The organism is Mycobacterium heidelbergense, from assembly GCF_010730745.1.
GTDB classification, from domain to species: domain Bacteria; phylum Actinomycetota; class Actinomycetes; order Mycobacteriales; family Mycobacteriaceae; genus Mycobacterium; species Mycobacterium heidelbergense.
This window is the reverse complement of the sequence record NZ_AP022615.1, coordinates 4,275,867-4,299,754: the sequence shown is the minus strand read 5'-3', so window position 1 is coordinate 4,299,754 and position 23,888 is coordinate 4,275,867. Positions and strand designations below refer to the sequence as shown.

9 protein-coding genes and 1 pseudogene are annotated in these 23,888 nt (G+C 70.3%); 2 read left to right on the top strand and 8 right to left on the bottom strand.

The features are described 5' to 3' along the window. Window position 1: 1 nt before the first annotated feature. Window positions 2–12,532, bottom strand: coding sequence for a type I polyketide synthase (locus tag G6N25_RS20060; protein ID WP_083072457.1), 12,531 nt, complete (start codon window positions 12,530–12,532; stop codon window positions 2–4). A gap of 370 nt (window positions 12,533–12,902) precedes the next feature. Beyond that, window positions 12,903–13,253: a hypothetical protein gene (locus G6N25_RS23635; RefSeq protein WP_083072456.1), complete on the bottom strand. Its 351-nt coding sequence runs from the start codon at window positions 13,251–13,253 to the stop codon at window positions 12,903–12,905. Window positions 13,254–13,410: 157 nt separating this feature from the next. Here G6N25_RS23635 and rbpA point away from each other — a divergent pair, with 157 nt between their 5' ends. Then, window positions 13,411–13,746, top strand: coding sequence for an RNA polymerase-binding protein RbpA (gene rbpA, locus G6N25_RS20050; protein ID WP_083072455.1), 336 nt, complete (start codon window positions 13,411–13,413; stop codon window positions 13,744–13,746). A 12-nt stretch (window positions 13,747–13,758) separates the two neighbouring features. On the opposite strand, the pseudogene lnt reads toward rbpA, so the two are convergent. The 3 genes and pseudogenes from lnt to G6N25_RS20030 form a co-directional block, all read right to left on the bottom strand. Then, window positions 13,759–16,199 (bottom strand): annotated as a pseudogene (gene lnt / locus G6N25_RS20040) (apolipoprotein N-acyltransferase). A 295-nt stretch (window positions 16,200–16,494) separates the two neighbouring features. Continuing rightward, window positions 16,495–18,099 (bottom strand): amidohydrolase, encoded by a 1,605-nt coding sequence (locus G6N25_RS20035; protein ID WP_083072452.1) that lies wholly within the window; start codon window positions 18,097–18,099, stop codon window positions 16,495–16,497. Window positions 18,100–18,108: 9 nt separating this feature from the next. Continuing rightward, the gene (locus tag G6N25_RS20030; RefSeq protein WP_083072451.1) at window positions 18,109–18,594 is read right to left on the bottom strand and encodes an FxsA family protein; all 486 of its coding nucleotides are present in this window, start codon (window positions 18,592–18,594) and stop codon (window positions 18,109–18,111) included. Between the two features lie 73 nt (window positions 18,595–18,667). Between G6N25_RS20030 and G6N25_RS20025 the strand changes: the two genes are divergently transcribed. Further along, complete coding sequence (locus tag G6N25_RS20025) at window positions 18,668–19,369, top strand: dienelactone hydrolase family protein (RefSeq protein WP_083072450.1); 702 nt, start codon at window positions 18,668–18,670, stop codon at window positions 19,367–19,369. A gap of 12 nt (window positions 19,370–19,381) precedes the next feature. On the opposite strand, the gene G6N25_RS20020 is transcribed toward G6N25_RS20025, so the two are convergent. The 3 genes from G6N25_RS20020 to G6N25_RS20010 form a co-directional block, all read right to left on the bottom strand. Then, complete coding sequence (locus tag G6N25_RS20020; RefSeq protein ID WP_083072449.1) at window positions 19,382–19,777, bottom strand: PPOX class F420-dependent oxidoreductase; 396 nt, start codon at window positions 19,775–19,777, stop codon at window positions 19,382–19,384. 100 nt (window positions 19,778–19,877) lie between these two features. Next, on the bottom strand, window positions 19,878–23,465 hold the full coding sequence (gene cobN, locus G6N25_RS20015) for a cobaltochelatase subunit CobN (protein WP_083072448.1): 3,588 nt from the start codon (window positions 23,463–23,465) through the stop codon (window positions 19,878–19,880). Window positions 23,466–23,498: 33 nt separating this feature from the next. Next, complete coding sequence (locus G6N25_RS20010; RefSeq protein ID WP_083072447.1) at window positions 23,499–23,882, bottom strand: nuclear transport factor 2 family protein; 384 nt, start codon at window positions 23,880–23,882, stop codon at window positions 23,499–23,501. Window positions 23,883–23,888 lie beyond the last annotated feature (6 nt).

Sequence of the window (23,888 nt, the reverse complement as noted above, 5' to 3'; positions counted from 1 at the left end):
TCTATTCGTCGTCGTCGCGAAGGGCCGCGTTGACCAGGTCGTCGAGGTCCATGTCCGCGATGTCCTTCTCCGCGGGCGCGGCCGCCGGCCCGCCGCCGTCGGCCTCGTTTGCCAACGCGAGCAACAGCTCCAGCACCCCCGCCTGCCGCAGGCGCTTGACCGGAATGGACCCCACGACCCGTTGGATTTCGGCTTCACCGGGCGCGGCGGCCGGTGCCCGCTGCTCCGACGAGCCGATGAGTTCGCGGTGCATGTAACCGGCCAGCGCGGCCGAATTCGGGTAGTCGAAGATCAGCGTCGGTGAAAGCGCCAGTCCAGTGGCGGATTTGAGCCGGTTGCGCATCTCGACCGCCGTCAGTGAGTCGAAGCCCAACTCCTGGAACGCCCGGTCCGGATCGATGGCCCCGGCGCTCGAGTTGCCCAGCACCGTCGCGATGTTGGATCGCACCAAGTCCAGCAGAACCGCCTGCTGTTCGTCCTCGGGCAGCCCCTCCAGGCGTTGCAGCAGGGCCGATTTCGACTTGGCAGCGGCCAGCGAGTCGTCGACCTGACGCCGGGTCGGCGCATTGATCAAATCGACGAACATCGGCGGCAGCGTGCCGTTGTCGAACTTGACCCGCAGTGCCGCCAGGTCGATGTGGGCGGGCAGCATGAACGGCTCGTCGACAATCAGGGCGGTGTCCATCAATTCCAGCGCCTCAGCCGAGGACATCGCGACGATCCCGTCCCGGCCGAACCGGGCACGGTCGGCGGCCCCCAGCGCACCGGTCATGGAGCTGGCTTGATCCCACAGGCCCCACGCGAGGGATATTGCCGGCAACCCGTGAGCCCGCCGGTGCGTGGCCAACCCGTCCAGGAAGGAGTTGGCCGCCGCGTAGTTGGCCTGGCCCGATGCTCCTGCCAATCCGGCCATCGACGAAAACATCACGAACGCCGACACATCGAGGTCGCGGGTGAGCTCGTGCAGGTTCCACGCCGCGTCGACCTTGGCGCGCAACACCGCGTCAATGCGCTCCGGCGTCAGCGAGGAGATCACCGCGTCGTCGAGCACCCCGGCCGCGTGGATCACCCCGGACAGCGGCCGTTGCACCGGGATGTCGGCGAGCACCTTGGCCAGCGCCTCACGATCCGCCGCGTCGCAGGCCACCACCTGTACCTGGGCGCCGGCCGCGGCCAGTTCGGTCACCAGCTCCGCGGCTCCCGGCGCGTCCAGACCGCGCCGGCTGATCAGCACCAGGTTGCGCGCGCCGTGCCGCGCCACGACGTGGCGCGCCAATGCCGAACCCGCCATCCCGGTCGCACCGGTGATCAGCACCGTGCCCGTGCCCAGCGGACCGCCCGGCCCGAAAGGCAGGGTCATGACCACCTTGCCGACGTGGCGGGCCTGGCTCAGGTACCGCAATGCGGCCGGCGCGCGTCGTATGTCAAACCTGGTGACGGGCAAGGGTTGCAGCACGCCTTCGCCGAAGAGCGCGGCCAGCTCGTCGAGCATCTGCGCAATGCGATCGGGTCCGGCTTCGAAGAGATCGAAGGCGCGGTAGCGCACGCCGGGATGGTCCCGGGCGACGACCTCGGGGTCGCGGATGTCGGTCTTGCCCATCTCCAGGAACACCCCGCCGGGGGCGACCAGCCGCAGGGAGGCGTCCACGAAATCGCCGGACAGCGAGTCGAGCACGATATCCATCCCAGCCACGCCGGTCCTGCCGGTGACGGCCCGGAACTTGTCCTCGAATTCCAGGCTGCGCGAGTCGGAGATGTGATCGTCGTCAAAGCCCATGGCCCGCAACGTGTCCCACTTGCCCCGGCTGGCCGTCGCGAACACTTCCGCACCGAGGTGCCGGGCCAACTGCACCGCGGCCATCCCCACCCCGCCGGCGGCGGCATGCACCAGCACCCGCTGCCCGCGCTTGACGCCGGCCAGGTCGACCAGCGCGTAACACGCCGTGGCGAACACCACCGAGGCGGTTGCGGCGGCGGTGTGTGACCAGCCGGCCGGCACCGTGACCAGCAACCGTTGGTCGGTGGTGGCGATCGTCCCGGTCCCGTCGGGGAAGAGGCCCATGACCCGGTCGCCGACCGCGAAACGTGCGTCACCCGACGCGATTTCGACCACGACACCGGAGCCCTCGATGCCCATGACAGCGTCGGGGTCGGGATAGAGACCCAACGCGATCATGACATCGCGGAAGTTGGCGGCGAGGGCCGACAAGGCGACCCGCACCTGACCCGGGCCCAGCGGCGCGTCGGCGTCGGGGATTCGCTCCAGCCGCAGGTTCTCGATGGTGCCGTAACCGCTCATGCCCAGCCGCCACGGCCCCTCGTCGGGCGGCACCAACAGACCGCCGACGGCGCGGCTGCCGTGCACCCGCGCGGTGTGGATCGTCCCACGCCGGACCAACACCTGCGGCTCGGCCGCCGCCAACGCGGCCGCGATCGCGTCCGCATCCAGCGGAGCATCGGTGTCGACGAGCACGATTCGGCCGGGATGCTCGGTCTGCGCCGAGCGCACCAGTCCCCACACCGCGGCGCCCGCCAAATCGGTGACGTCCTCCCCCGGCAGCGCCATCGCGCCCCGGGTCGACACCACCAGCGTCCCCGCCCCGTCGCGGGCCAACCACGACTGCAACACCGGCAGCACCGCGCGCATGGCCGCGTATACGTCCGTCACGACGTCGCCGGCCACCGGTGCCGATTCGAACAGCACCGCCGAAACCGCCGCACCGTCCGGCGTCGCCAATTCCGTTGTGCCCCAGTCGGACACCGATACGGGCTGCACCGCGGACAACGGCTGCGCGGACCACACGACCTCGAAGAGCCGGTCCGGCCCCGAATTCGACACCGCGGCCAGCAGCTGCCGATCGGTCACCGGCCGGGCCACCATGGACGCCACCGAGAGCACCGGCAGCCCCAACCCGTCGGCCAATTCGATCGACACGGCCGACTCGCCCACGGGCACGATCCGTGCGCGCACCGCCGCCGCGCCCGCGGCGTGCAACGACACCCGCTGCCAGGAGAACGGCACCAGCATCGAACCCTCGGCGAACTCGCCGCTATCCGATGCCAGGATCACCGCGTGCAGCGCCGCGTCGAGCATCGCGGGATGGATACCGAAGCCGGCCACCGAAACTCCGGCGTCCTCGGGGAGTGCGACCTCGGCGAACACCTCGTCGCCGCGGCGCCACATCGACGTCAGGCCGCGGAATGCCGGCCCGTAGCCGTACCCGCGCTCGGCCAGTTGGTCATAGCTGTCGCCGACGTCCACCGGGACCGCACCGACGGGGGGCCACGCCGACAGATCGGCGCCCGGCTGCACCGAGCCCGCGCGCAGTAGGCCTTCGGCGTGCAACGACCAGCCCGAACCCGTGTCGGCACGCGAGAAGACCGACACCGCACGGGCACCCGACTCGTCCGGGCCGCCGACCACCACCTGCACCGCGACCGAGCCGGTGGCCGGCAACACCAGCGGCGCGGCCAGATTCAGCTCGTCGACGATCCCGCAGCCCACCTCGTCGCCGGCGCGGATCGCCAACTCGACGAATCCCGCGCCGGGGAACAGCACGACACCGCCGACGGCGTGGTCGGCCAGCCAGCCCTGCTCGCCGGGTGACAGCCGGCCGGTCAGCACCACCCCGCCCGAGTCCGGCAGCTCCACCACCGCGCCCAGCAACGCGTGATCGGTGGCCGCCTGCCCGAGACCGGCGGCATCGGCGGGAGCACCGGCGCCCGAGAGCCAAAACCGCCGCCGCTCAAAGGCATACGTGGGCAACTCGACGAGGTTGCCATCGCCGAGCGCGCCGCGCCAGTCAACGTCCATGCCGGCGACAAACCCTTGCGCGACGGCGCTGGTCAGCGTTACCGGTTCGGGGCGGTCCCTGCGGAGCGCGGACATTGTCGTCACGGGGGTGTCGGCCAGCGACTCTTCGACCGAGGCCATCAGGCCGCTGGCCGGCCCGACCTCGAGGAAACGGGTGCCGCCGGCCGAGTGCACGAAGCGCACGCTGTCGGCGAATCGGACCGCCTCGCGTACGTGTCGCTTCCAGTACGCCGCGGACGCGAAGTCGTCTCCCGCCAGCTGCCCGGTCACGTTGGAGACGATCGGGATGGTGGGCTGACCGATGGTGAGACCGGCTGCGACAGTGCCGAATTCGTCGAGCATCGGATCCATCAGCGGGGAGTGGAAGGCGTGCGAGACGGCCAGTTGGTGGATGCGGTGGCCGTCGGCGCGGAGTCGGTCCGCGATCGCGGCCACACCATTCTGGGCGCCCGAAATCACCACCGAGGCCGGCCCGTTGACCGCGGCGATGCCCACGTTGGCTTGTTGGAAGGGCACCAGCAGCGGCCGCACGTCCTCTTCGGTGGCCTGCACGGCGATCATCGCCCCGCCCGCCGGCAGCGCCTGCATGAATCGGCCCCGGGCGGCCACCAGCACGGCGGCGTTCTCCAGCGATAGGACACCGGCGACGTGCGCAGCCGACAGCTCGCCGATCGAATGACCCATCACGAAGTCGGGGCGCACACCCCAGGATTCGAGCAGCCGGAACAAGGCGACTTCCACCGCGAACAGCGCGGGCTGCGCGAATTCGGTGGTGTTCAAGAGGTTTTCGTCGTTCCCCCGGATGACCTCGCGCAGCGGGCGCAGCAGGTGCCGATCCAGTTCGCCCACGACGGCGTCGAACGCCTCGGCGAAGACCGGATATTCGGCGTGCAATCCCATTCCCATGCCCAGCGATTGGGAGCCTTGGCCGGGGAAGACGAAGACGGTCTTGCCGCCGGGCCTTGCGGCGCCGCATAGGGCCGAGGTGACTTGACCGGTCGCCAGCTCGTCGAGCCCGGCCAGCAACAGGTCGCGATCACCACCGACAACGACGGCGCGATGCTCGAAGTTTGACCGGCCCGCCAACGACCAGGCCACGTCGGCGACGTCAAGATCATCATGCGCGCGTACATAGTCCGCCAACCGAGCCGCGTGAGATCCCAACGCAGCCGCCGACTTCGCCGAGACCACCCACGGCAGCACCGGAACCTTCGGATGCTCCACGACGCGTTCGCATTCGGCGGGCGCCGCCTCGATGATCACGTGCGCGTTGGTGCCGCTGATCCCGAACGACGACACGCCGGCCCGATACGCCCGGCCCACCGCCGGCCACGGCCGCGCCTCAGTCAGCAGCGACACCGACCCCGCGGACCAGTCCACGTGCGGGCTCGGCTCGTCGACATGCAATGTGGCCGGCAACATCCGATGGCGCATCGCCTGCACCATCTTGATCACACCGGCGACACCGGCGGCGGCCTGGGTGTGACCCATGTTCGACTTGATGGAGCCCAGCCACAGCGGCTCGCCCGAACCCCGGTCCTGCCCATAGGTCGCCAACAACGCCTGCGCCTCAATGGGATCGCCCAACGTCGTCCCGGTGCCGTGGCCTTCCACCACGTCAACCTCGGCCGCCGACAACCCGGCACTGGCCAGCGCCGACCGCACCACCCGCTGCTGCGACGGACCGTTGGGCGCGGTCAGACCGTTGGACGCGCCATCCTGGTTGATCGCCGAGCCCCGCACCACCGCCAACACCGGATGGGCGTGGCGCCGCGCATCCGAGAGCCGTTCCATCACGAGCATGCCGCCGCCCTCGGAGAATCCGGTGCCGTCGGCGGCTTCCGAGTAGGCCTTGCACCGGCCGTCGGGGGCCAGCCCGCGCATGCGGCTGAATTCCACAAAGATGTCGGGCGTGGCGTTGACCGTGACGCCGCCGGCCAGCGCCAGATCGCACTCGCCGGAGCGCAGCGACTGCGCCGCCATGTGCAACGCCACCAGCGACGACGAACACGCCGTGTCCACCGACACCGCCGGGCCCTCCAACCCCAGCGCATACGCCACCCGACCCGACGCCACGCTCGTCGACTGCCCGGTGAGCCGGAAGCCCTCCACGGCGTCCGCGGCGCCCATGCCGTAGCCCTGGGTATACACACCGGCGAACACGCCGGTGGCGCTGCCCCGCAGCCCGCCGGGTTCGATTCCCGCTCGCTCCAAGGCTTCCCAGGACAGCTCCAGGAACATGCGCTGCTGGGGATCCATCGCCAGCGCCTCGCTCGGCGCGATCCCGAAGAACGCGGGATCGAAGTCCGCGACACCGTCCACGAAGCCACCGGTGCGGGTGTTGCAGGTGCCCGGGACATCGGGATCCGGGTTGTACAGGCCGGCCAGGTTCCAGCCGCGATCGCTCGGGAAATCGGAGAGCACGTCGCGGCCCTGGGCCAGCATGTCCCACAGGTCGTCGGGTGAACCCACCCCGCCCGGGTATCGGCACGACATGCCGACGATCACGATCGGGTCATCGCCGGCGGCGCGAACGGCCGGGGTGTGTTTGATTTCTTGTGGGGCTCCGGCGAGTTCGCCACGGATGTAGTTGGCCAGGCCGCTCGGTGTCGGATAGTCGAAGATGAGTGTCGGCGAAAGCGACAGTCCGGTAGCCGTTTTCAGCCGGTTACGCATTTCGACCGCGGTGAGCGAGTCGAATCCCAGGTCCTGGAACGCCCTGTCCGGGTCGATCGTCTCAGGACTGGTATTTCCCAACACGGTCGCGATGTGCAAGCGGACCAGATCCAGCAGCACGGCGTGCTGTTCGGGTTCGGACAGCCCCTGCAGACGGTGCGCCAGAGCGGATTTCGACTTGGCGGCCGCCAGCGAGTCGTCGACCCGGCGCCGGGTCGGCGCGTTGACCAGGTCGGTGAACATCGGCGGCACCGCGGCCGCGTGGGCGCGCAGCGCGGTCAGGTCGATGCGGGCGGGCGCCATGAACGGCTCGTCGATGATCAGTGCGGTGTCGAACAATTCCATCGCTTCGTCCGACGACAACGCCAAGATCCCGTCGCGACCCAGCCGGGCGAGGTCGGCGGCGTCCAGTCCGCCGGTCATGGCGCTCGCCTGATCCCACAGCCCCCACGCCAACGAGATCGCGGGCAGTCCGTGGGCCCGCCGATGCGCGGCCAGCCCGTCGAGGAACGAGTTGGCCGCGGCGTAGTTGCCCTGACCCGACGAACCCACCAGCCCGGCCATCGACGAAAACATCACAAACGCAGACACATCCAGGTCACGGGTGAGCTCGTGCAGGTTCCACGCCGCATCCACCTTGGCCCGCAGCGCCGTGTCCACCCGCTCGGGGGTCAGCGAGGTGACCACCGCGTCGTCGAGCACGCCGGCAGCGTGAATGACGCCCGACAGCGGCCGCCGCACCGGGATTTCGGCGATCACCCTCGCCAGCCCCTGACGGTCGGCCGCGTCGCACGCGACCACCCGCGCCCGGGCCCCGGCGGCCTCCAACTCGGCAACCAATTCCGCAGACCCCGGCGCATCCGGACCGCGCCGGCTCAGCAGCAGCAAGTCCCGAACACCATGCCGCGCCACCAGGTGACGGGCCAGCGTGGAACCCGCCATCCCGGTCCCACCGGTGATCAATACCGTTCCGGCAGCCAGCCCACCGCCCGGCCCGGAAGGCATGGTCATTACGACCTTGCCGATGTGGCGGGCCTGACTCAGATACCGCAACGCGGTACGCGCGCGTCGCACATCAAACGTCGTCACCGGCAACGGCCGCAGCACTCCGGCGTCAAACAGTTCGGCGAGATCGAGCATGTGCTGGTGTATCCGTGCACGGCCCGGCTCGAACAGGTCGAAGGCGCGGTAGCGCACACCGGGGTATTCCTGGGCGACCGCATCGGGGTCGCGGATGTCGGTCTTGCCCATCTCCAAAAACACCCCGCCCGGGGCGACCAGACGTAGTGAGGCATCGACGAATTCACCGGCCAGCGAGTCCAACACCACATCCATGCCGCGGCCGCCGGTGACCGCCCGGAACTTGTCCTCGAACTCCAGACTGCGTGAATCCGAGATGTGGTCGTCGTCAAAGCCCATGGCCCGCAAGGTGTCCCACTTACCGCGGCTGGCGGTTGCGAACACCTCGAGCCTCAAATGGCGAGCCAGCTGGACCGCCGCCATCCCCACCCCGCCGGCGGCGGCGTGCACCAACACCCGCTGCCCCGGCTTGACAGCGGCCAGGTGCACAAACGCCACGTACGCGGTGGTGAAAACGGCCGATATAGCGGCGGCTTCGGCGTAGGACCAGTCGGCGGGCATCGGACGCAACACCCGGGGGTCGGCGGCGACCAGTGTGCCGCTGCCGTCGGGGAAGAATCCGTACACCGAATCACCGACCGCGAATTCGGTCACCGCCGGTCCGACTTCGACCACCACGCCGGCGCCTTCGGCGCCGATGAGCGCGTCGTGGGTGAACATGCCCAGGGTGATCATGACGTCGCGGAAGTTTGCGGCGATGGCGCGAACAGCCACCCGAACCTGGCCTGGCTCTAGTGGCGCGTCGGCGTTGGGAACCGGCTCCAGACGCAGGTTTTCGAAGGTGCCCGCACTGCTGATGCCCAGCCGCCAGGGTCCGTCGCCCGGAGGCGCCAAGATGCCGTCGACCGCACGGCTGCCACGCACCCGCGCGGTGTAGACCGTGCCGCCGCGCAGCAACACCTGAGGCTCACCGACCGCCAACACGGTCGCTATCGCGTCATCGTCAAGGGGCGCATCGGAATCCACCAGCACGATCCGGCCGGGATGCTCGGTCTGCGCCGAGCGCACCAGCCCCCACACCGCCGCGCCGGCCAAATCGGTGACGTCCTCCCCCGCCAGCCCCATCGCGCCCCGCGTCGCCACGACCAGTGCTCCGGAGTCACGCTCGGTCAGCCACGACTGCACGGCAGCCAGCACCTGATGGGTGCGCTGATGGGTTCCCGGCACCGGGCCTTGGTCAGTGGCAAGGGATTCGAGCAGCCGGTGTGACGGGGCCGGGTTGGCGCCGACCGCCGCGGGTGTTGCCGCCGGCGACCAGACCACCTCGAACAGCCGGTCCGGGCCCGAGCCCGACACTGCCGCCCGCAGCTGCCGCTCGCTCACCGGGCGGGCCACCATCGCGCCCACCGACAACACCGGCAGCCCCAACCCGTCGGCGAGCTCGATCGAGACCTTAGAAGAACCTGCAGGACCCGCGGGCGCGATGCGCGCCCGCACCGCCGAGGCGCCCGCGGCGTGCAACGACACGCCCTGCCAAGAGAACGGCAACATCACTTCTTCGGCCTGGTCGGCCGTTTGGTGACCCGCGGCCCCGCCCATCACCAAGGCGTGCATCGCCGCGTCGAGTAACGCCGGGTGCACCCCGAACCCGCTAACGCCTCCGGCCGCGTCCGGTAGCCGCACCTCGGCGAACACCTCGTCGCCGCGGACCCACGTCGCGGTCAATCCCCTGAAAGCCGGGCCGTAGCCGTACCCGCGTGCCGCCAACCGCTCGTAACCGTCGGCCGAGTCCACCGCGACCGCGCCCGCGGGCGGCCACACCGACAGGTCCGCGCTGGGCTCGACCGACCCGGAGCTCAACATCCCCTCGGCGTGGCACACCCACCCGGAGCCGGCGTCGGCCCGGGAAAAGACCGCGACACTACGCCGATCCGGCTCTTCGGCCGGACCGACGACCACTTGCACGGCAACCGAGCCCGAGGCCGGCAACGTCAATGGCGCCTGCAGCGTCAGCTCGTCAACCACCGGACAGCCGACTTCGTCGCCGGCGCGGATCGCCAACTCCACAAACCCCGCGCCGGGGAACACGACCGCACCCGACACGGCGTGATCGGCCAGCCACCCCTGCAAGCTGGGCGATAAGCGGCCCGTTAGCACCACCCCGCCCGAGGACGGCAGCTCCACCACCGCGCTCAGCAACGCGTGCTCGCCGGCTCCCAGCCCCAAACCCGCGGCGTCGGCCGCGACACCTTCCCCGGACAGCCAAAACCGGCGCCGCTCAAAGGCATACGTCGGCAGCTCGGCAAAGCCCGCCCCGCCCAGGGCGCCGCGCCAATCCACGCTCACCCCCGCGACGAACGCGGTGGCGGCCGACGTCAGGAACCGTTCGAGCCCGCCGCCATCGCGGCCCAGGGTGGGAACGACGATGGCCTGGGCGTCGCCGGTCGCGCAGTCGTTGGCCGTGTGTTCGATCCCGGCGATCAGCGCCGGATGCGGACTGGATTCGATGAATGTTCGGTATCCGTGCTCGCACGCGCTGCGCACCGCCTGGTCGAACTGCACGGTCTGGCGGATGTTGCGATACCAGTATTCGGCATCCAAACCGGCTGTGTCCAGGCGGCTTCCGGTTACGGTGGAAAAGAATGCGGTTCGCGACGAGCGTGGTTCGACACCGGACAGAACCTCGACGAGTTCACCGCGAATCGCCTCGATCTCAACCGAATGCGAGGCATAGTCCACGTCGATCCGCCGGGTCCGCAATTCCAGGTCGGCGCAGAAGCCGACGAGTTCCTCCAGCGCGGCGACGTCACCCGACACCACGACCGCCGAGGGGCCGTTGACCGCTGCGATGCCGACTCGATTGCCGTAGGGCGCCAACAATTCCCGTGCCCGTTCCGTGCTGCATGCGATCGACAGCATGCCGCCTGGGCCGGCCAGTGACCTCAGGAGCTTGCTGCGCAGCGTGACCACTCGTGCGGCGTCTCGCAGCGACAGCGCACCGGCGACATGGGCCGCGGCGATTTCACCTTGCGAATGGCCGATCACGGCATCGGGGTTCACCCCAACCGACTTCCACAGTTCGGCCAGCGACACCATCACCGCGAAGAGCACCGGCTGCACCACGTCCACGCGATCCATCCCCGGGGCGCCGGGCGTGCCACGCAGGACGCCGGTCAGCGACCAGTCGACGAATTCCGCGAAGGCCTCTTCGCAGGCCTGGATCTGTTGGGCGAATACCGGTGCGGTATCGAGTAATTCGACGCCCATGCCCGACCATTGGGAGCCCTGGCCGGGGAAGACGAAGACGATCTTGCCCGCGGGTGCGGCGCTGCCCCGGATGACCGACACGGGCTCGTCGGCGGCCAGCTCGTCCAAGCCGGCCAGCAAATGATCCCGATCACCGACGACGACGGCCCGATGCTCGAAGGCCGACCGGCCCGCCAGCGTCCACGCCACATCGGCGGCGTCAAGGTCACCGTGGGCACGCACGTGCGCCGCCAGCCGGGCGGCCTGAGATCGCAACGCCGAGGCCGACTTTGCCGACACCATCCAAGGCAGGACCGCGAGCCTGGTGCCGGGCTCGCGCGCCTCGACCGCGGGCACGGCCTCGACGATCACGTGCGCGTTGGTGCCGCTGATGCCGAACGACGAAACACCGGCCCGCCGTGCGTGATCCGCCGGCCAGGGCCTCGCTTCCGTCAGCAGTGACACCTTACCCGCCGACCAATCCACGTGCGGGCTGGGCGCATCGACATGCAGCGTCGCCGGCAGCGTCTCGTGGCGCATCGCCTGCACCATCTTGATCACCCCGGCGACACCGGCACCGGCCTGCGTGTGACCCATGTTCGACTTGATCGATCCCAGCCATAGCGGCTCGTCGCGGTCCTGCCCGTAGGTCGCCAACAACGCCTGCGCCTCGATCGGATCGCCCAGCGTCGTCCCGGTGCCGTGGCCCTCCACCACATCCACCTCGGCGGCCGAAAGACCGGCATTGGCCAACGCGGCGCGCACCACCCGCTGCTGCGAGGGACCGTTGGGGGCCGTCAACCCGTTGGACGCACCGTCCTGATTGACCGCGCTGCCCCGCACCACCGCCACCACCGGATGACCCAGCCGCCGCGCGTCCGACAACCGCTCCACCACCAGAATGGCGCCGCCCTCGGACCAGCCGACCCCGTCGGCGGCGCCGGCGTACGCCTTGCACCGTCCGTCGGGCGCGAGCCCCCGGTGCCGGCTGAACTCCACGAAGACCGTCGGGGTCGCGTTGACGGTCGCGCCGCCGGCCAGCGCCAGATCGCACTCGCCCGAACGCAACGACTGCACCGCCATGTGCAACGCCACCAACGACGACGAACACGCCGTGTCCACCGACACCGCCGGGCCCTCCAACCCCAGCACGTACGACACCCGCCCCGACGCCACGCTGGAGGTCATGCCGGTCAGCCGGTAGCCCTCGATCTCCTCGGCCAGCATCCCGTAGCCCCCGACGATGAGCCCGGCGAACACGCCGGTGGCGCTGCCGCGCAGCCCGCCGGGATCGATCCCGGCCCGCTCCAACGCCTCCCACGACAGCTCCAGCAACATGCGATGCTGGGGGTCCATCGCCAGCGCCTCGCTGGGCGCGATCCCGAAGAACGCGGGGTCGAAGTCGGCGACGCCGTCCACAAAGCCGCCGGTGCGCGCATACGTCTTGTGCCGCGCGTCGGGATCGGGGTCGTAAAGCCCGGCGAGGTCCCACCCGCGATCGGTGGGGAACTCCGATATGACGTCGCGGCCGTCGGCCACCATCTGCCACAGGGCCTCCGGCGTGTCGACCCCGCCCGGGAAACGGCATGACATGCCAACGATGGCGATCGGTTCGCTCGACCGCTCCAGCAGCGCACGGTTGGTGCGCTTCAGGCGTTCAACCTGGACCAGCGCTTTGCGCAGCGCATCGGTCGCATGCTGGAGTTGATCACCCATCACTAACCCTCGCCTAACGTTTGGCCGTTTAACCGCCGGATGCGGGCTGTCGCCGAGTCACCGAAGTTGCCGCACGCGGCGGCCTCGTAGTTTCGTCGACCCGTGTAGTTTTTCCGACCAGCGTCGTGCGGCTCTCCGACCCAAGAATGTCGCTGGTGAGTATGGCCAACTCCGGCAGGATTTCAAAACGTCCGATGCTCCCGGCCGCCGCGCGAGGACGGGCTTCGACCCGGCGCGGGAGGCAACGGGGGCGTGATCCTGCGCCCCGACGCGCCCGCGCCACATCGTCCCCCCGCACACGGCGCGTCGTCCATGGCGCGACTGTACCCGGCTATCCATCGGTGGTGGTCGGGGACGGGTTAGACAAAGGTTAGACACCCGCTCGGCGCCAGCCATCGGCGGCGCGGGCGGCCCGGATCAGCACGTCGCACAGGTCGCGCAGTTCGGTCGCGCCCGCTCCCTCGTCGAGCGCCGTGGCGACATCCTCCGCCGCACATCGCACCTGGTACACGCGGTCCGCCAGGTCGGCCGCATCGTCGGCCGACAACACCACCGCGTCCGCCGGCAGGGCCCCGGCCTCGCCCCGGTTCAACGACGCACGCTGCTCGTAGGCGCGCTGCCGGCACGACTGCCGGCAGTACTGGCGGCGGCGGCCCATTCCGGCGTCGGCCACGTCTCGACCGCACCAACGGCACGGCTGGGGGCGGGCACGGCGGGTCACGTCTGCCGACTTTAGTCCGCGGCGTTTCACGATCCCGGTATCATGAATGGTCGCGTCGCGTAGCCGCGCGTCGACCCGGGAACTACGCACACCGCCATAACGTTCGCTAAACGGACAGAACCGCACGACAGCCCAGAAGATCTAAAGGAGTAGCAGCATGGCCGATCGCGTCCTGAGAGGCAGTCGCCTCGGCGCCGTGAGCTACGAGACCGACCGCAACCATGACCTCGCGCCGCGCCAGATCGCGCGGTACCGCACCGACAACGGCGAGGAGTTCGAGGTCCCCTTCGCCGACGACGCTGACATCCCGGGCACCTGGCTGTGTCGCAACGGGATGGAGGGCACCCTGATCGAGGGCGACCTGCCCGAGCCGAAAAAGGTGAAGCCACCGCGCACGCACTGGGATATGTTGCTGGAGCGCCGGACGGTCGAGGAACTTGACGAGCTGCTCAAGGAGCGCCTCGAGATCATCAGGTCCCGCCGCCGCGGCTGAACCGGGACGGGGTCAAGCGCGGTCGTCGGCCCGCGTGGCGCGCGTCCGCGTCTTGCGGCCCTCGATGCCCCATCGAGTGACTTTGACCAGCGCCTCGCGAATGTTGGAGCCGCTCATTTTGGAGACGCCGAGTTCGCGCTCGGTGAACGTGATCGGCACCTCAACGATGGCGAAACCGTTGCAAACGGTGCGCCAGGTCAGGTCGATCTGGAAGCAGTAGCCCTTGGAGTCCACGCCGTCGAGATCGATCGCCTCGAGCACCTCGCGGCGGTAGGCGCGGTAGCCGGCGGTGATGTCGTGGACGCCGATGCCGAGCGCCACCCGCGAATAGGTGTTGGCCGTCTTGGACAGGGCCAGACGCCGCCATGGCCAATTTCGCACCGTGCCCCCGTCGACGTAACGGGAACCGATGGCCAGGTCGGCCCCGGCGTCGACGGCGTCCAGCAGGCGGTGTAGTTGTTCGGGCGCGTGGCTGCCGTCGGCGTCCATCTCGACGAGCACCGAGTAGTCGCGACTCAGGCCCCAGGCGAAACCCGCCAGGTACGCCGCGCCCAGGCCGTCCTTGGCGGTGCGGTGCATCACGTGGGTGCGACCGGGGTCGGCCGCCGCCAGCTCGTCGGCGAGCAGGCCGGTGCCGTCGGGGCTGCTGTCGTCGACGACGAGCAGATGCACATCGGGGCACGCGTCTTTCAACCGCCGGTGGATCACCGGCAGGTTCTCCCGCTCGTTGAACGTCGGGATGATCACCAGGACGCGATCGCTGGGGCGTTTGCCCGGGACCCGGGGCGCCTGCTGGCCGGTGGTCATGTAGCTCCTCTGTGTCGCCCGAAATAAGGTCGTCGGCCGCCCTCGTCGGGCCTGGGCGCGGGCCTGCGGCGAATGGGACGCGGGAACCACCCATTGTGCCGTATCCCGGCCAGGATGGCCGCCGCTGCCGCCCCAACCAGGATCCACTGCACGATCGGACCCCAGCGGGTTGCTGGCGTCAGCTTCGTTCTCAGGCGCACCTGGATGTCCAGGTAGGCGGGCCGGAAGAAGTCCGTGCGCACCAACTCGGCGCCGTCTGGCGCGATCACCGCGCTGATCCCGGTGGTGCCGGCAACCACGACGTATCGGTCGTGCTCCACCGCCCTGACCTTGGCGAACGCCAGCTGTTGTTCGCTCATGGTCTTGTTGAAGGTGGCGTTGTTGCTGGGCACGGCCAGCAACTGGGCGCCGTTGCGGACCGCTTTTCGGGGGCCGCGGTCGAAGATCACTTCCCAGCAGGTGGACACCCCGACCGGCACCCCGGCGATGTGCACCACGTCGCTGCTTTTGCCGGGCACCATGTTGCCGGCCCGGTCCGCATACCCGGAGAGATGCTTGAACAGCCACGGCATCGGGAGGTACTCACCGAACGGCTGCACGATTTCCTTGTCGTGGCGGTCCGCCGGCCCGGTGACCGGGTTCCACACGATGACGGTGTTGGTGTATCGGGAGGTGTCCGGCGTCGGGCCGGGCACGTCGAGCACGGTGCCGACCAGTATCGGCGCGCCGATCGCGGCGACGGCGCGCGCGATCTGCTCGGCGGCGTCGGCGTTGACGAGCGGGTCGATGTCCGACGAGTCTTCCGGCCAGATCACGAATTGGGGCTGTGGGGCGACGCCCGCGCGGACGTCCTCCGCCAGCCGCAGCGTCTCGCGGACGTGGTTGTCGAGCACCGCCCGCCGTTGCGCGTTGAAGTCCAGGCCCAGCCGCGGCACGTTGCCTTGCACCGCCGCGATGGTGACCGTCGATTCGCCGCCCGATCCCGCGCCGGCATGCCGGACCTGCGGCCAGACGACGACGGCGGCGAGCAGCACCAGGCAGATGCAGGCGCCCGGCAGCACCACGGCGGGCGGCGGGCCGGCCTGCTTGGCTTCCTTGCTGGTGCCGGATTTCCACCACGTCACGATCTCCAGCTCGATCGCGGCCGCGCTGAAGCCCACCAGCATGATCGCCGTGGAAAGCAGCGCGACGCCCCCGAGCTGGACCAACGGCAAGAACGGGCCCTGCGTCTGACCGAACGCCACCGACCCCCAGGGGAAGCCGCCGAACGGGAAGATCGACTTCAACCACTCCTGGGCCGCCCACACGAACGCGAACCAGATCGGCCAGCCGGGCAGCCGTCGCACGATGACGGCGCACAGGCCGAAGAGCCCGGGGAAGAGCGCGCACGTCGCCGCCAACACCAGCCAGGGCATGGCGCCCACCAGATTGCTGACCCACGGCAGCAGCGGCAGATAGAACGCCAGCCCGAACAGGAACCCATAACCGAGGCCACCCGCCGGTGTCGTGGCGGGACGCGTCAGCACCCACGCCAGCAGCGCGGCGGCGGCGACGGCGGCCCACCACCAGTTCAGCGACGGGAAGCTGGCGAACAGCAGCAGGCCGCCGACGATGGCGAGCACGAGCCGTGGCAGTCGCGGCAGCATCGCGGCCCGGACCGCGGGCAGCCGGGCGATCACCGCCGCGGCCAGCCCCGCCCCCGCCCGGCGCGTGACGGCGCCCAGCCGACCGGCCAGGCCGGGAACATCGGGCGCTTCCGGTCCGGGCTCCGGCTCGGCGGCCTCGTCGGGTTCGGGCTCGGCCTCTTCTGGCTCGGGGTCCTCGGGCTTCAGCTCGGCGGCCTCGTCGGGCTCCGGCTCGGCTTGGACCTCGGCGGGGTCCTCGGCCGCCGGGGCGTCCTCGGGGAGCTGGTCGGGGCGCTCCTTCCGGCCGAACCATCTCCTAGCCATGGATGACCGCGCCTCGATGCACGGTTCGACGGCAACGCGGCAAGGCGTCGGCCGGGCCCAGGCGCGGCAGGGCGGGCACCCGGGAACGGGGATCGGTGGACCAGCGCTGGACAGCGTCGCGGGGCGGGTGGACGTCCAGGGCGCCGGCGTCCCACACGGCATAGGAGGCCGGCGCGCCGGGCACCAGGGTCCCCGCCCGGCCGTCGCGGACACCGCTCGCCCGCCAGCCGCCGCGGGTGGCGGCGGCGAACGCGGCGCGCGCCGAGAGGGCGCTGCCGGGGGTGTGGTGATTGACCGCCGCGCGCACGCCGGCCCACGGGTCGAGGCCCGTGACCGGGGCGTCGGATCCGAGCGCGAGGGGCACGCCTTGGGATGCTAACAGCGCAAGCGGGTTGAGTTGACCGCCTCGTTTGGCGCCGAGTCGCCGCGCGTACATGCCGTCGGCGCCGCCCCACAGCGCGTCGAAGTTCGGCTGCACGCTGGCGATGACGCCCCACGCGCCCAGCTTCCCGGCCTGCTCGGCGGTGATCATCTCGACGTGCTCGAGGCGATGCCCGCAGCGGGCGACCGCGGCCACCCCGAGGCCCGCGACGACCCGTTCGACGGCGTCGACCGCCGCCGAGACCGCGGCATCGCCGATGACGTGGAAACCCGCGGTGACCTCCGCCTCGGTGCACGCCCGCACGTGGGCTTCGATGGCGTCGGTGTCCAGGTAGCGGGTGCCGGCGCGGTCCGGGGCGTCGGCGTACGGCTCGTGCAGCCAGGCGGTGCGCGACCCGAGCGCCCCGTCGACGAACAGGTCGCCGGCCAGGCCGCGCGCCCCCGTCTCGTCCATCAACGCGCGGGCCTGTGCGGGCGTGGTCACCGCCTGGCCCCAGTAGCCGATCACCTCGACGCCGTGATCGAGGGCACGCAGCCGCAACCAGTCGTCCAGCCCGCCGATCTCCGGGCCGGCGCATTCGTGCACCGCGACGATGCCGGCCGCGGCGGCGGCCTGCAGCGCCGCGGTCCGGGCGGCGGCCAGCTGTTCGGCCGTCAGCAGGTCGCGGGCGACGGCGCGGACCAGGTGGTGGGCGTCGCCGACCAGCGGCCGGTCAGGGGCGAAACCGGCCGCCGCGGGTAAATCTGGGACCAGCCGTCGCAGGCCCGTCGAGGCCAGCGCGGAGTGGACGTCGATGCGGGCCAGGTAGGCGGGCCGGTCGCCGAGGACAGCATCCAGGTCGGCGGTGGTCGGCGGGGCGTTCTCGGGCCACGACGATTCGTCCCAGCCATGCCCCCACACCGGCTGGGCCGGGTGGGTGGCCGCGTAGTCGGCCACCATCCGAACGCACTGCGCGCGCGACGTGGCCGGTCGCAGGTCGAGGCCGCTGAGCGTCAGGCCGGTCGCGGTCACGTGGATGTGGCTGTCGACGAATCCCGGCGCCACGAAGCCGCCGTCCAGATCCTCGACGACGGCGCCCGGGAACTGGCCGCGGCCGACCTCGTCGCTGCCCAGCCACGCGACGACGCCGCCGCGGACGGCCATGGCGGTCGCGTCGGGGTGGGTGGGGCTGTGCACGCGGCCGTTGACCAGCAGCGTGGTGGGGATGTCGCTCACAGGCCAAAACTACGTGTGGGACCCACCGCGCAGCGGATCGTTCGGCACGGCGGGCGGGTCGAAGTCCCTGACGTCGATGACCTCGCCGTCGATGTAGTCGCGGCCATCGGTCGTGTCGGTGATCAGCGGCGCGCGGCGCCGCAACGCGCGGATGCCGATGGTGGCCAATCCGGGGCCGGCGACGGACCGTATCGGCGGAACCAGCAGCAACAGCCCCGTCACCGTGGTGACCAAGCCGGGAACGAGGACAAGGACGGTGGCCAGCGTCATCAGCGCGCCGTCGTTGACGGCGTCTCGCGGTTCGGTGCGGCCGGAGCGCAATCGCCCGATCTGGCGAATGAGATGCGAGCCCGCCAGCGGGGCCACCAAGCCCCACCCGAGCAGGAAGGTGACCAGCAACGCCAGCAACGTCCAGCCCCACCCGATGGTCGAGACCAGCGCGAAGATCACCGCGAGCTCGACCACGGCGTAGACCAGCAAAAGCCGCGACAACATGTGACGCCAACGTCCGCGGGCCCCGCTCGAGTTCCCCTGGTGGCGCCCGGTGCGGCTGCAGTTAGATGACGCTATGACGACGATTCAGATCGACACCCCCGACGGACCGATCGACGCGCTGCTGAACCTTCCCGAGGGACAGGGCCCGTGGCCGGGTGTGGTGGTGATCCACGACGCGATCGGTTACGGCCGCGACAAGGAGGCGATCAACGACCGCATCGCCCGGGCCGGCTACGTGGCGCTCACCCCGAACATGTACTCCCGGGGCGGCCGCATCCGCTGCATCACCAGGGTCATGCGCGAGCTGATGACCCAGCGGGGCCGCGCCCTTGACGACATCCTGGCCGCCCGCGACCACCTGCGGGGGATGCCGGAGTGCTCCGGCCCCGTCGGCATCGCCGGCTTCTGCATGGGCGGCCAGTTCGCGCTCATCATGTCGCCCAAGGGTTTTGGCGCCTCCGCACCCTTCTACGGCACTCCCCTGCCCCGCAACCTCAGCGAGACCCTGGAGGGTGCGTGCCCGATCGTGGCCAGCTTCGGCGCCCGTGACCCGATGGGCAGGGGCGCGACCGACCGGCTGCGCGAAGTGACCGCGGCCAAGCAGATCACCGCCGACATCAAGGTCTACCCCGGCGCCGGGCACAGCTTCGCGAACACGCTTCCCGCCCAGCCGTTGCTGCGCATCACGGGTTTCGGCTATGACCGGGCCGCCACCGACGACGCGTGGAACCGGGTCTTCGCGTTCTTCGGCGAGCACCTGGCGGCCGGGGGGTGATGCGTCGAAGCGTTAGCGTTGGGCCACCTTGAGTTCGAGGCCGACGTTGTTGTGCATGCCACCGCGCAGCTTGCTGACGAGGTTGAAGACCTTACCGACGATGCCGTACCGCCTGCCTATCGCGTCGTAGACGGCGGCGGTTTGCGACTTGTCGAGGATGGCGGCGGTGCCCTCGACGGCCTCACTGGTCGGGCGGCCGCCCATGGTGCAGGTGGCCAGCGTCACGCGGGGAGTGTTGCGGATCCGCTTGACCTTCCACGACTTTGACTCGGTGATCACCAGCAGCCGGTCGCCGCGCTCTTTATCCAAGGCCGCCCAGATCGGGGTTGGCTTGGGCTTGCCGTCCTTGGTGAAGGTGGTCAGCAGGATGTATCGCGCCTTGGCGAGGTCGGCGAAAGTGGGCGTCACGGGTGCCAACCTACCTCGCGAGCAGACGCGGAATCGCACTGCGCGGTCCGCTTTCGTGCGATTCCGCGTCTGCTCGCGAGGGTTGGCGGGGTCGGCGGGGTCAGCCCTCGAGGTCGCCCTCGGATTCCAGCAGCGCTTGGCGCAGCCCGTCGAGGGTTTCCGGTCGCGGCTCAGCCCACATGCCGCGGCCGGCCGCCTCCAGCAGCCGTTCTGCCATGCCGTGCAGCGCCCACGGGTTGGATTCCGCCATGAACTTGCGGTTCTCCGGGTCCAGCACGTAGCGCTCGGTGAGTTGTTCGTACATCCAGTCGGCCATCACCCCGGCGGTGGCGTCGTAGCCGAAGAGGTAGTCGACGGTGGCCGCCATCTCGAACGCGCCCTTGTAGCCGTGCCGGCGCATCGCCGCCATCCAACGGGGATTGACCACGCGGGCGCGGAACACCCGGGTGGTCTCCTCGGAGAGGGTGCGGGTGCGGATCGCGTCGGGCCTGGTGTTGTCGCCGATGTAGGCGGCCGGCGCCTGGCCGGTCAGCGCGCGCACCGTGGCGACCATGCCGCCGTGGTACTGGAAGTAGTCGTCGGAGTCGGCGATGTCGTGTTCGCGGGTGTCGGTGTTCTTGGCGGCCACCGCGATCCGCCGGTACTGGCGGTTCATATCATCGGTTGCTGGCCGGCCGTCCAGGTCGCGCCCGTAGGCGAACCCGCCCCAGGCGGTGTACACCTGCGCGAGGTCGGCGTCGTCGCGCCAGTTTCGGCTGTCGATCAGCTGCAGCAGGCCGGCTCCATATGTTCCCGGCTTCGACCCGAAAATCCTTGTGGTGGAACGGCGTTGGTCGCCATGCTGGGCCAGGTCGGCCTGGGCGTGCGCTCTGATGTAATTGTCGTCGGCGGATTCGTCGAGGTCGGCGACCAGCCGCACCGCGTCGTCGAGCATCGTCACCACGTGTGGGAAGGCGTCCCGGAAGAACCCGGAGATCCGTACGGTCACGTCGATGCGCGGGCGACCCAGCTCTGCCAGCGGAATCGGCGTCAGGCCTACGACCCGCCGCGACGCGTCGTCCCACACCGGCCGAACACCCAGCAGGGCAAGCACTTCGGCGATGTCGTCGCCGGCGGTGCGCATCGCCGAGGTGCCCCACACCGACAGGCCGACCGATTGCGGCCACCGGCCATGGTCGTTCCGGTAGCGGGTCAGCAGCGAATCCGCCAGCGCCGTCCCGGCCTCCCAGGCCAGCCGGGACGGCACCGCCTTGGGGTCGACGGAGTAGAAGTTGCGCCCGGTGGGCAGCACGTTGACCAGACCGCGCAGCGGCGAGCCCGACGGGCCGGCGGGAATGAACCGGCCGTCCAACGCCCTTAACACCTGGTCGATTTCGGCGGCGGTGCCGGCCAGCCGGGGCACCACCTCGGTGGCAGCGAAGCGCAGCACCGCCGCGACGTCGGCGTCGTCGGTGAGCCGATCGGCCGCGTCGGGATCCCAGCCGGTGGCCTGCAGCGCCGCGACCAGCTTGCGGGCCGCGGCCTCGACCCGGTCGACCGAGGACCGTTCGTCGGTGCCGTCCTCGGCCAGGCCCAGCGCCTGCCGCAGGCCGGGCAGGACGTGCTCTCCGCCGAACAGCTGGCGGGCCCGCAGGATGGCCAGCACGAGGTCGAGTTCGGCCTCCCCCGTGGGCTTTTGCCCCAGGACGTGCAGGCCGTCGCGGATCTGGACGTCCTTGATCTCGCACAGCCAGCCGTCGACGTGCAGGATCATGTCGTCGAACGCGTCCTCTTCCGGGCGTTCGGTCAGCCCCAGGTCGTGGTCCATCTTGGCGGCCCGGATCAGCGTCCAGATCTGCTGGCGGATGGCGGGCAGCTTGCCGGGATCCAGCGCGGCCACGTTGGCGTGCTCGTCGAGCAGCTGCTCCAAACGCGCGATGTCGCCGTAGGTTTCGGCGCGCGCCATCGGCGGGATGAGATGGTCGACGAGCACCGCGTGCGCGCGCCGCTTGGCCTGGGTGCCCTCGCCGGGGTCGTTGACCAGGAACGGGTAGATCAGCGGCAGGTCGCCCAGCGCGGCATCGGGCCCGCAGGCCGCCGACATGCCCAGCGTCTTGCCCGGCAGCCATTCCAGGTTGCCGTGCTTGCCCAGATGCACGACCGCGTCAGCGCCGAATCCGGTGTCCAGCCAACGGTAGGCGGCCAGGTAGTGGTGGCTCGGCGGCAGGTCGGGGTCGTGGTAGATGGCGACCGGATTTTCGCCGAATCCGCGGGGCGGCTGCACCATCAGGACCAGGTTACCGGATCGCATTGCGGCGATGACGATCTCGCCGTCGGGGTCGTTGCTGCGGTCGACGAACAGGTCGCCGGGCGGCGGTCCCCAGTGCCGCGTCACCGCGTCGGTGAGTCCGGCGGGCAGGGTGGCAAACCAGTCGCGGTAGTCCTTGGCGGACACCCGGATTGGGTTGCCCGCCAGTTGCCCTTCGGTGAGCCAGTCGGGGTCTTGGCCGCCCCGTTCGATCAGCGCGTGGATCAGGGCGTCACCGTCGCCCGCGTCGACTCCGGGCAGGTCACCCACCCGATACCCGCGCTCACGCATCGCCCGCAGCAGGGCGACCGCGCTGGCCGGGGTGTCCAGCCCGACCGCGTTGCCGATGCGGGCGTGCTTGGTGGGGTAGGCCGAGAACACCAGCGCCACCCGCTTGTCGGCCGGGGCGACGTGCCGCAGCCGCGCATGCCGGAGCGCCAGCCCCGCGACCCGCGCGCAGCGCTCCGGGTCGGCGACATAGGAGATCAGCCCGTCCTCGTCAATCTCCTTGAACGAGAACGGGACCGTGATGATGCGGCCGTCGAACTCGGGCACCGCCACCTGGCTGGCGACGTCGAGCGGGGACAGGCCGTCGTCGTTGTCGCGCCATTGGTCGCGGGGGCTGGTCAGGCACAAACCCTGCAGGATCGGAATATCCAGCGCCGCAAGGTGTTCAACGTTCCAGCTGTCGTCATTCCCGCCGGCCGCCGCCGTGGCCGGCTTCAGTCCCCCGGCGGCCAGCACGGTGACCACCATGACGTCGGCGGCGCCGAGCCGTTGCAGCAGTTCGGGTTCGGCGGTGCGCAGCGACGCGCAGTACACGGGCAGCGGCCGCCCGCCGGCGTCCTCGATGGCCCGGCACAGCGCCTCGACGTAGGCGGTGTTGCCGGCCAGCTGCTGCGCGCGGTAGTAGAGCACCGCGATCGTCGGGCCGTCGGCGTTCCCGGCGTCCGGCCGCTCGAGCTCGCCCCAGGTCGGGGTCACCACCGGCGGCGCGAACCCGAAGCCCGTCATCAGCACCGTGTCCGAGAGGAAGGCGTGCAGCTGGCGCAGGTTCTCCACGCCGCCGTGGGCCAGGTAGATGTGCGCCTGCACCGCGATGCCGGCCGCCAGCGTCGACAGGCCGGTCAACTCGGCGTCGGCGGCCTGCTCGCCGCTGACCAGCACCGTCGGGACGCCGCTGGCGATCACCGCGTCGATGCCGGACTGCCAGGCGCGGTAACCGCCGAGGATCCGGACCACCACGATCGAGGCGTCCGCCAGCAGGTCGGGCAGCTCCGAATCGGCTAGCGGGTCGGACAGGCGCGACGGGTTGGCCCACCGGTAGTTCTTCCCGCTGGAGCGGGCGCTGATCAGGTCCGTGTCGGATGTCGACAGCAGCAGGATGGTCGGCTCAGCCACCCCTCATTCGTACCGCATGACCGTCAGCGACTATCAGGCCGTCACTCGCTTGGTGCCGAAGACGCGTTCCTGTATGGCGGTGTCGCCGAACGAGTGCGCTTTGACGACCTTGCCGTTGTGGAAGTCGAACACGTCGGCTTCCGTGGCAGTCTCCGCTCCAACGGTGACTTCGGTAAGGACCACGACGACATCGCCGTCGGCGAGGAACCGCTTTGGTACGACCTGGGTCGCCTTCTCCCCCAGCCGCATGAACAGTTCCGTGAGTTCGTTCTTGCCGCGGTACGTGCCGCCGATCATGCTCTCGCCGTTGACGATCCATTCGGCGGAGTCGTCGAAGACGTTCAACGCCGCTTCGAGGTCACCCGCGGAGAAAGCCTCGTAGCCCTTTTTCGTCGCCTCAATGTTTGGGTTTGTCATTTGATT

Bases quoted from the DNA above. Each gene is read 5' to 3' on its own strand.
- G6N25_RS20060 (WP_083072457.1), bottom strand. From the start codon at position 12,532: ATGGGTGATCAACTCCAGCATGCGACCGATGCGCTGCGCAAAGCGCTG.
- G6N25_RS20010 (WP_083072447.1), bottom strand. From the start codon at position 23,882: ATGACAAACCCAAACATTGAGGCGACGAAAAAGGGCTACGAGGCTTTC.
- G6N25_RS20025 (WP_083072450.1), top strand. From the start codon at position 18,668: ATGACGACGATTCAGATCGACACCCCCGACGGACCGATCGACGCGCTG.
- rbpA (WP_083072455.1), top strand. From the start codon at position 13,411: ATGGCCGATCGCGTCCTGAGAGGCAGTCGCCTCGGCGCCGTGAGCTAC.
- G6N25_RS20030 (WP_083072451.1), bottom strand. From the start codon at position 18,594: ATGTTGTCGCGGCTTTTGCTGGTCTACGCCGTGGTCGAGCTCGCGGTG.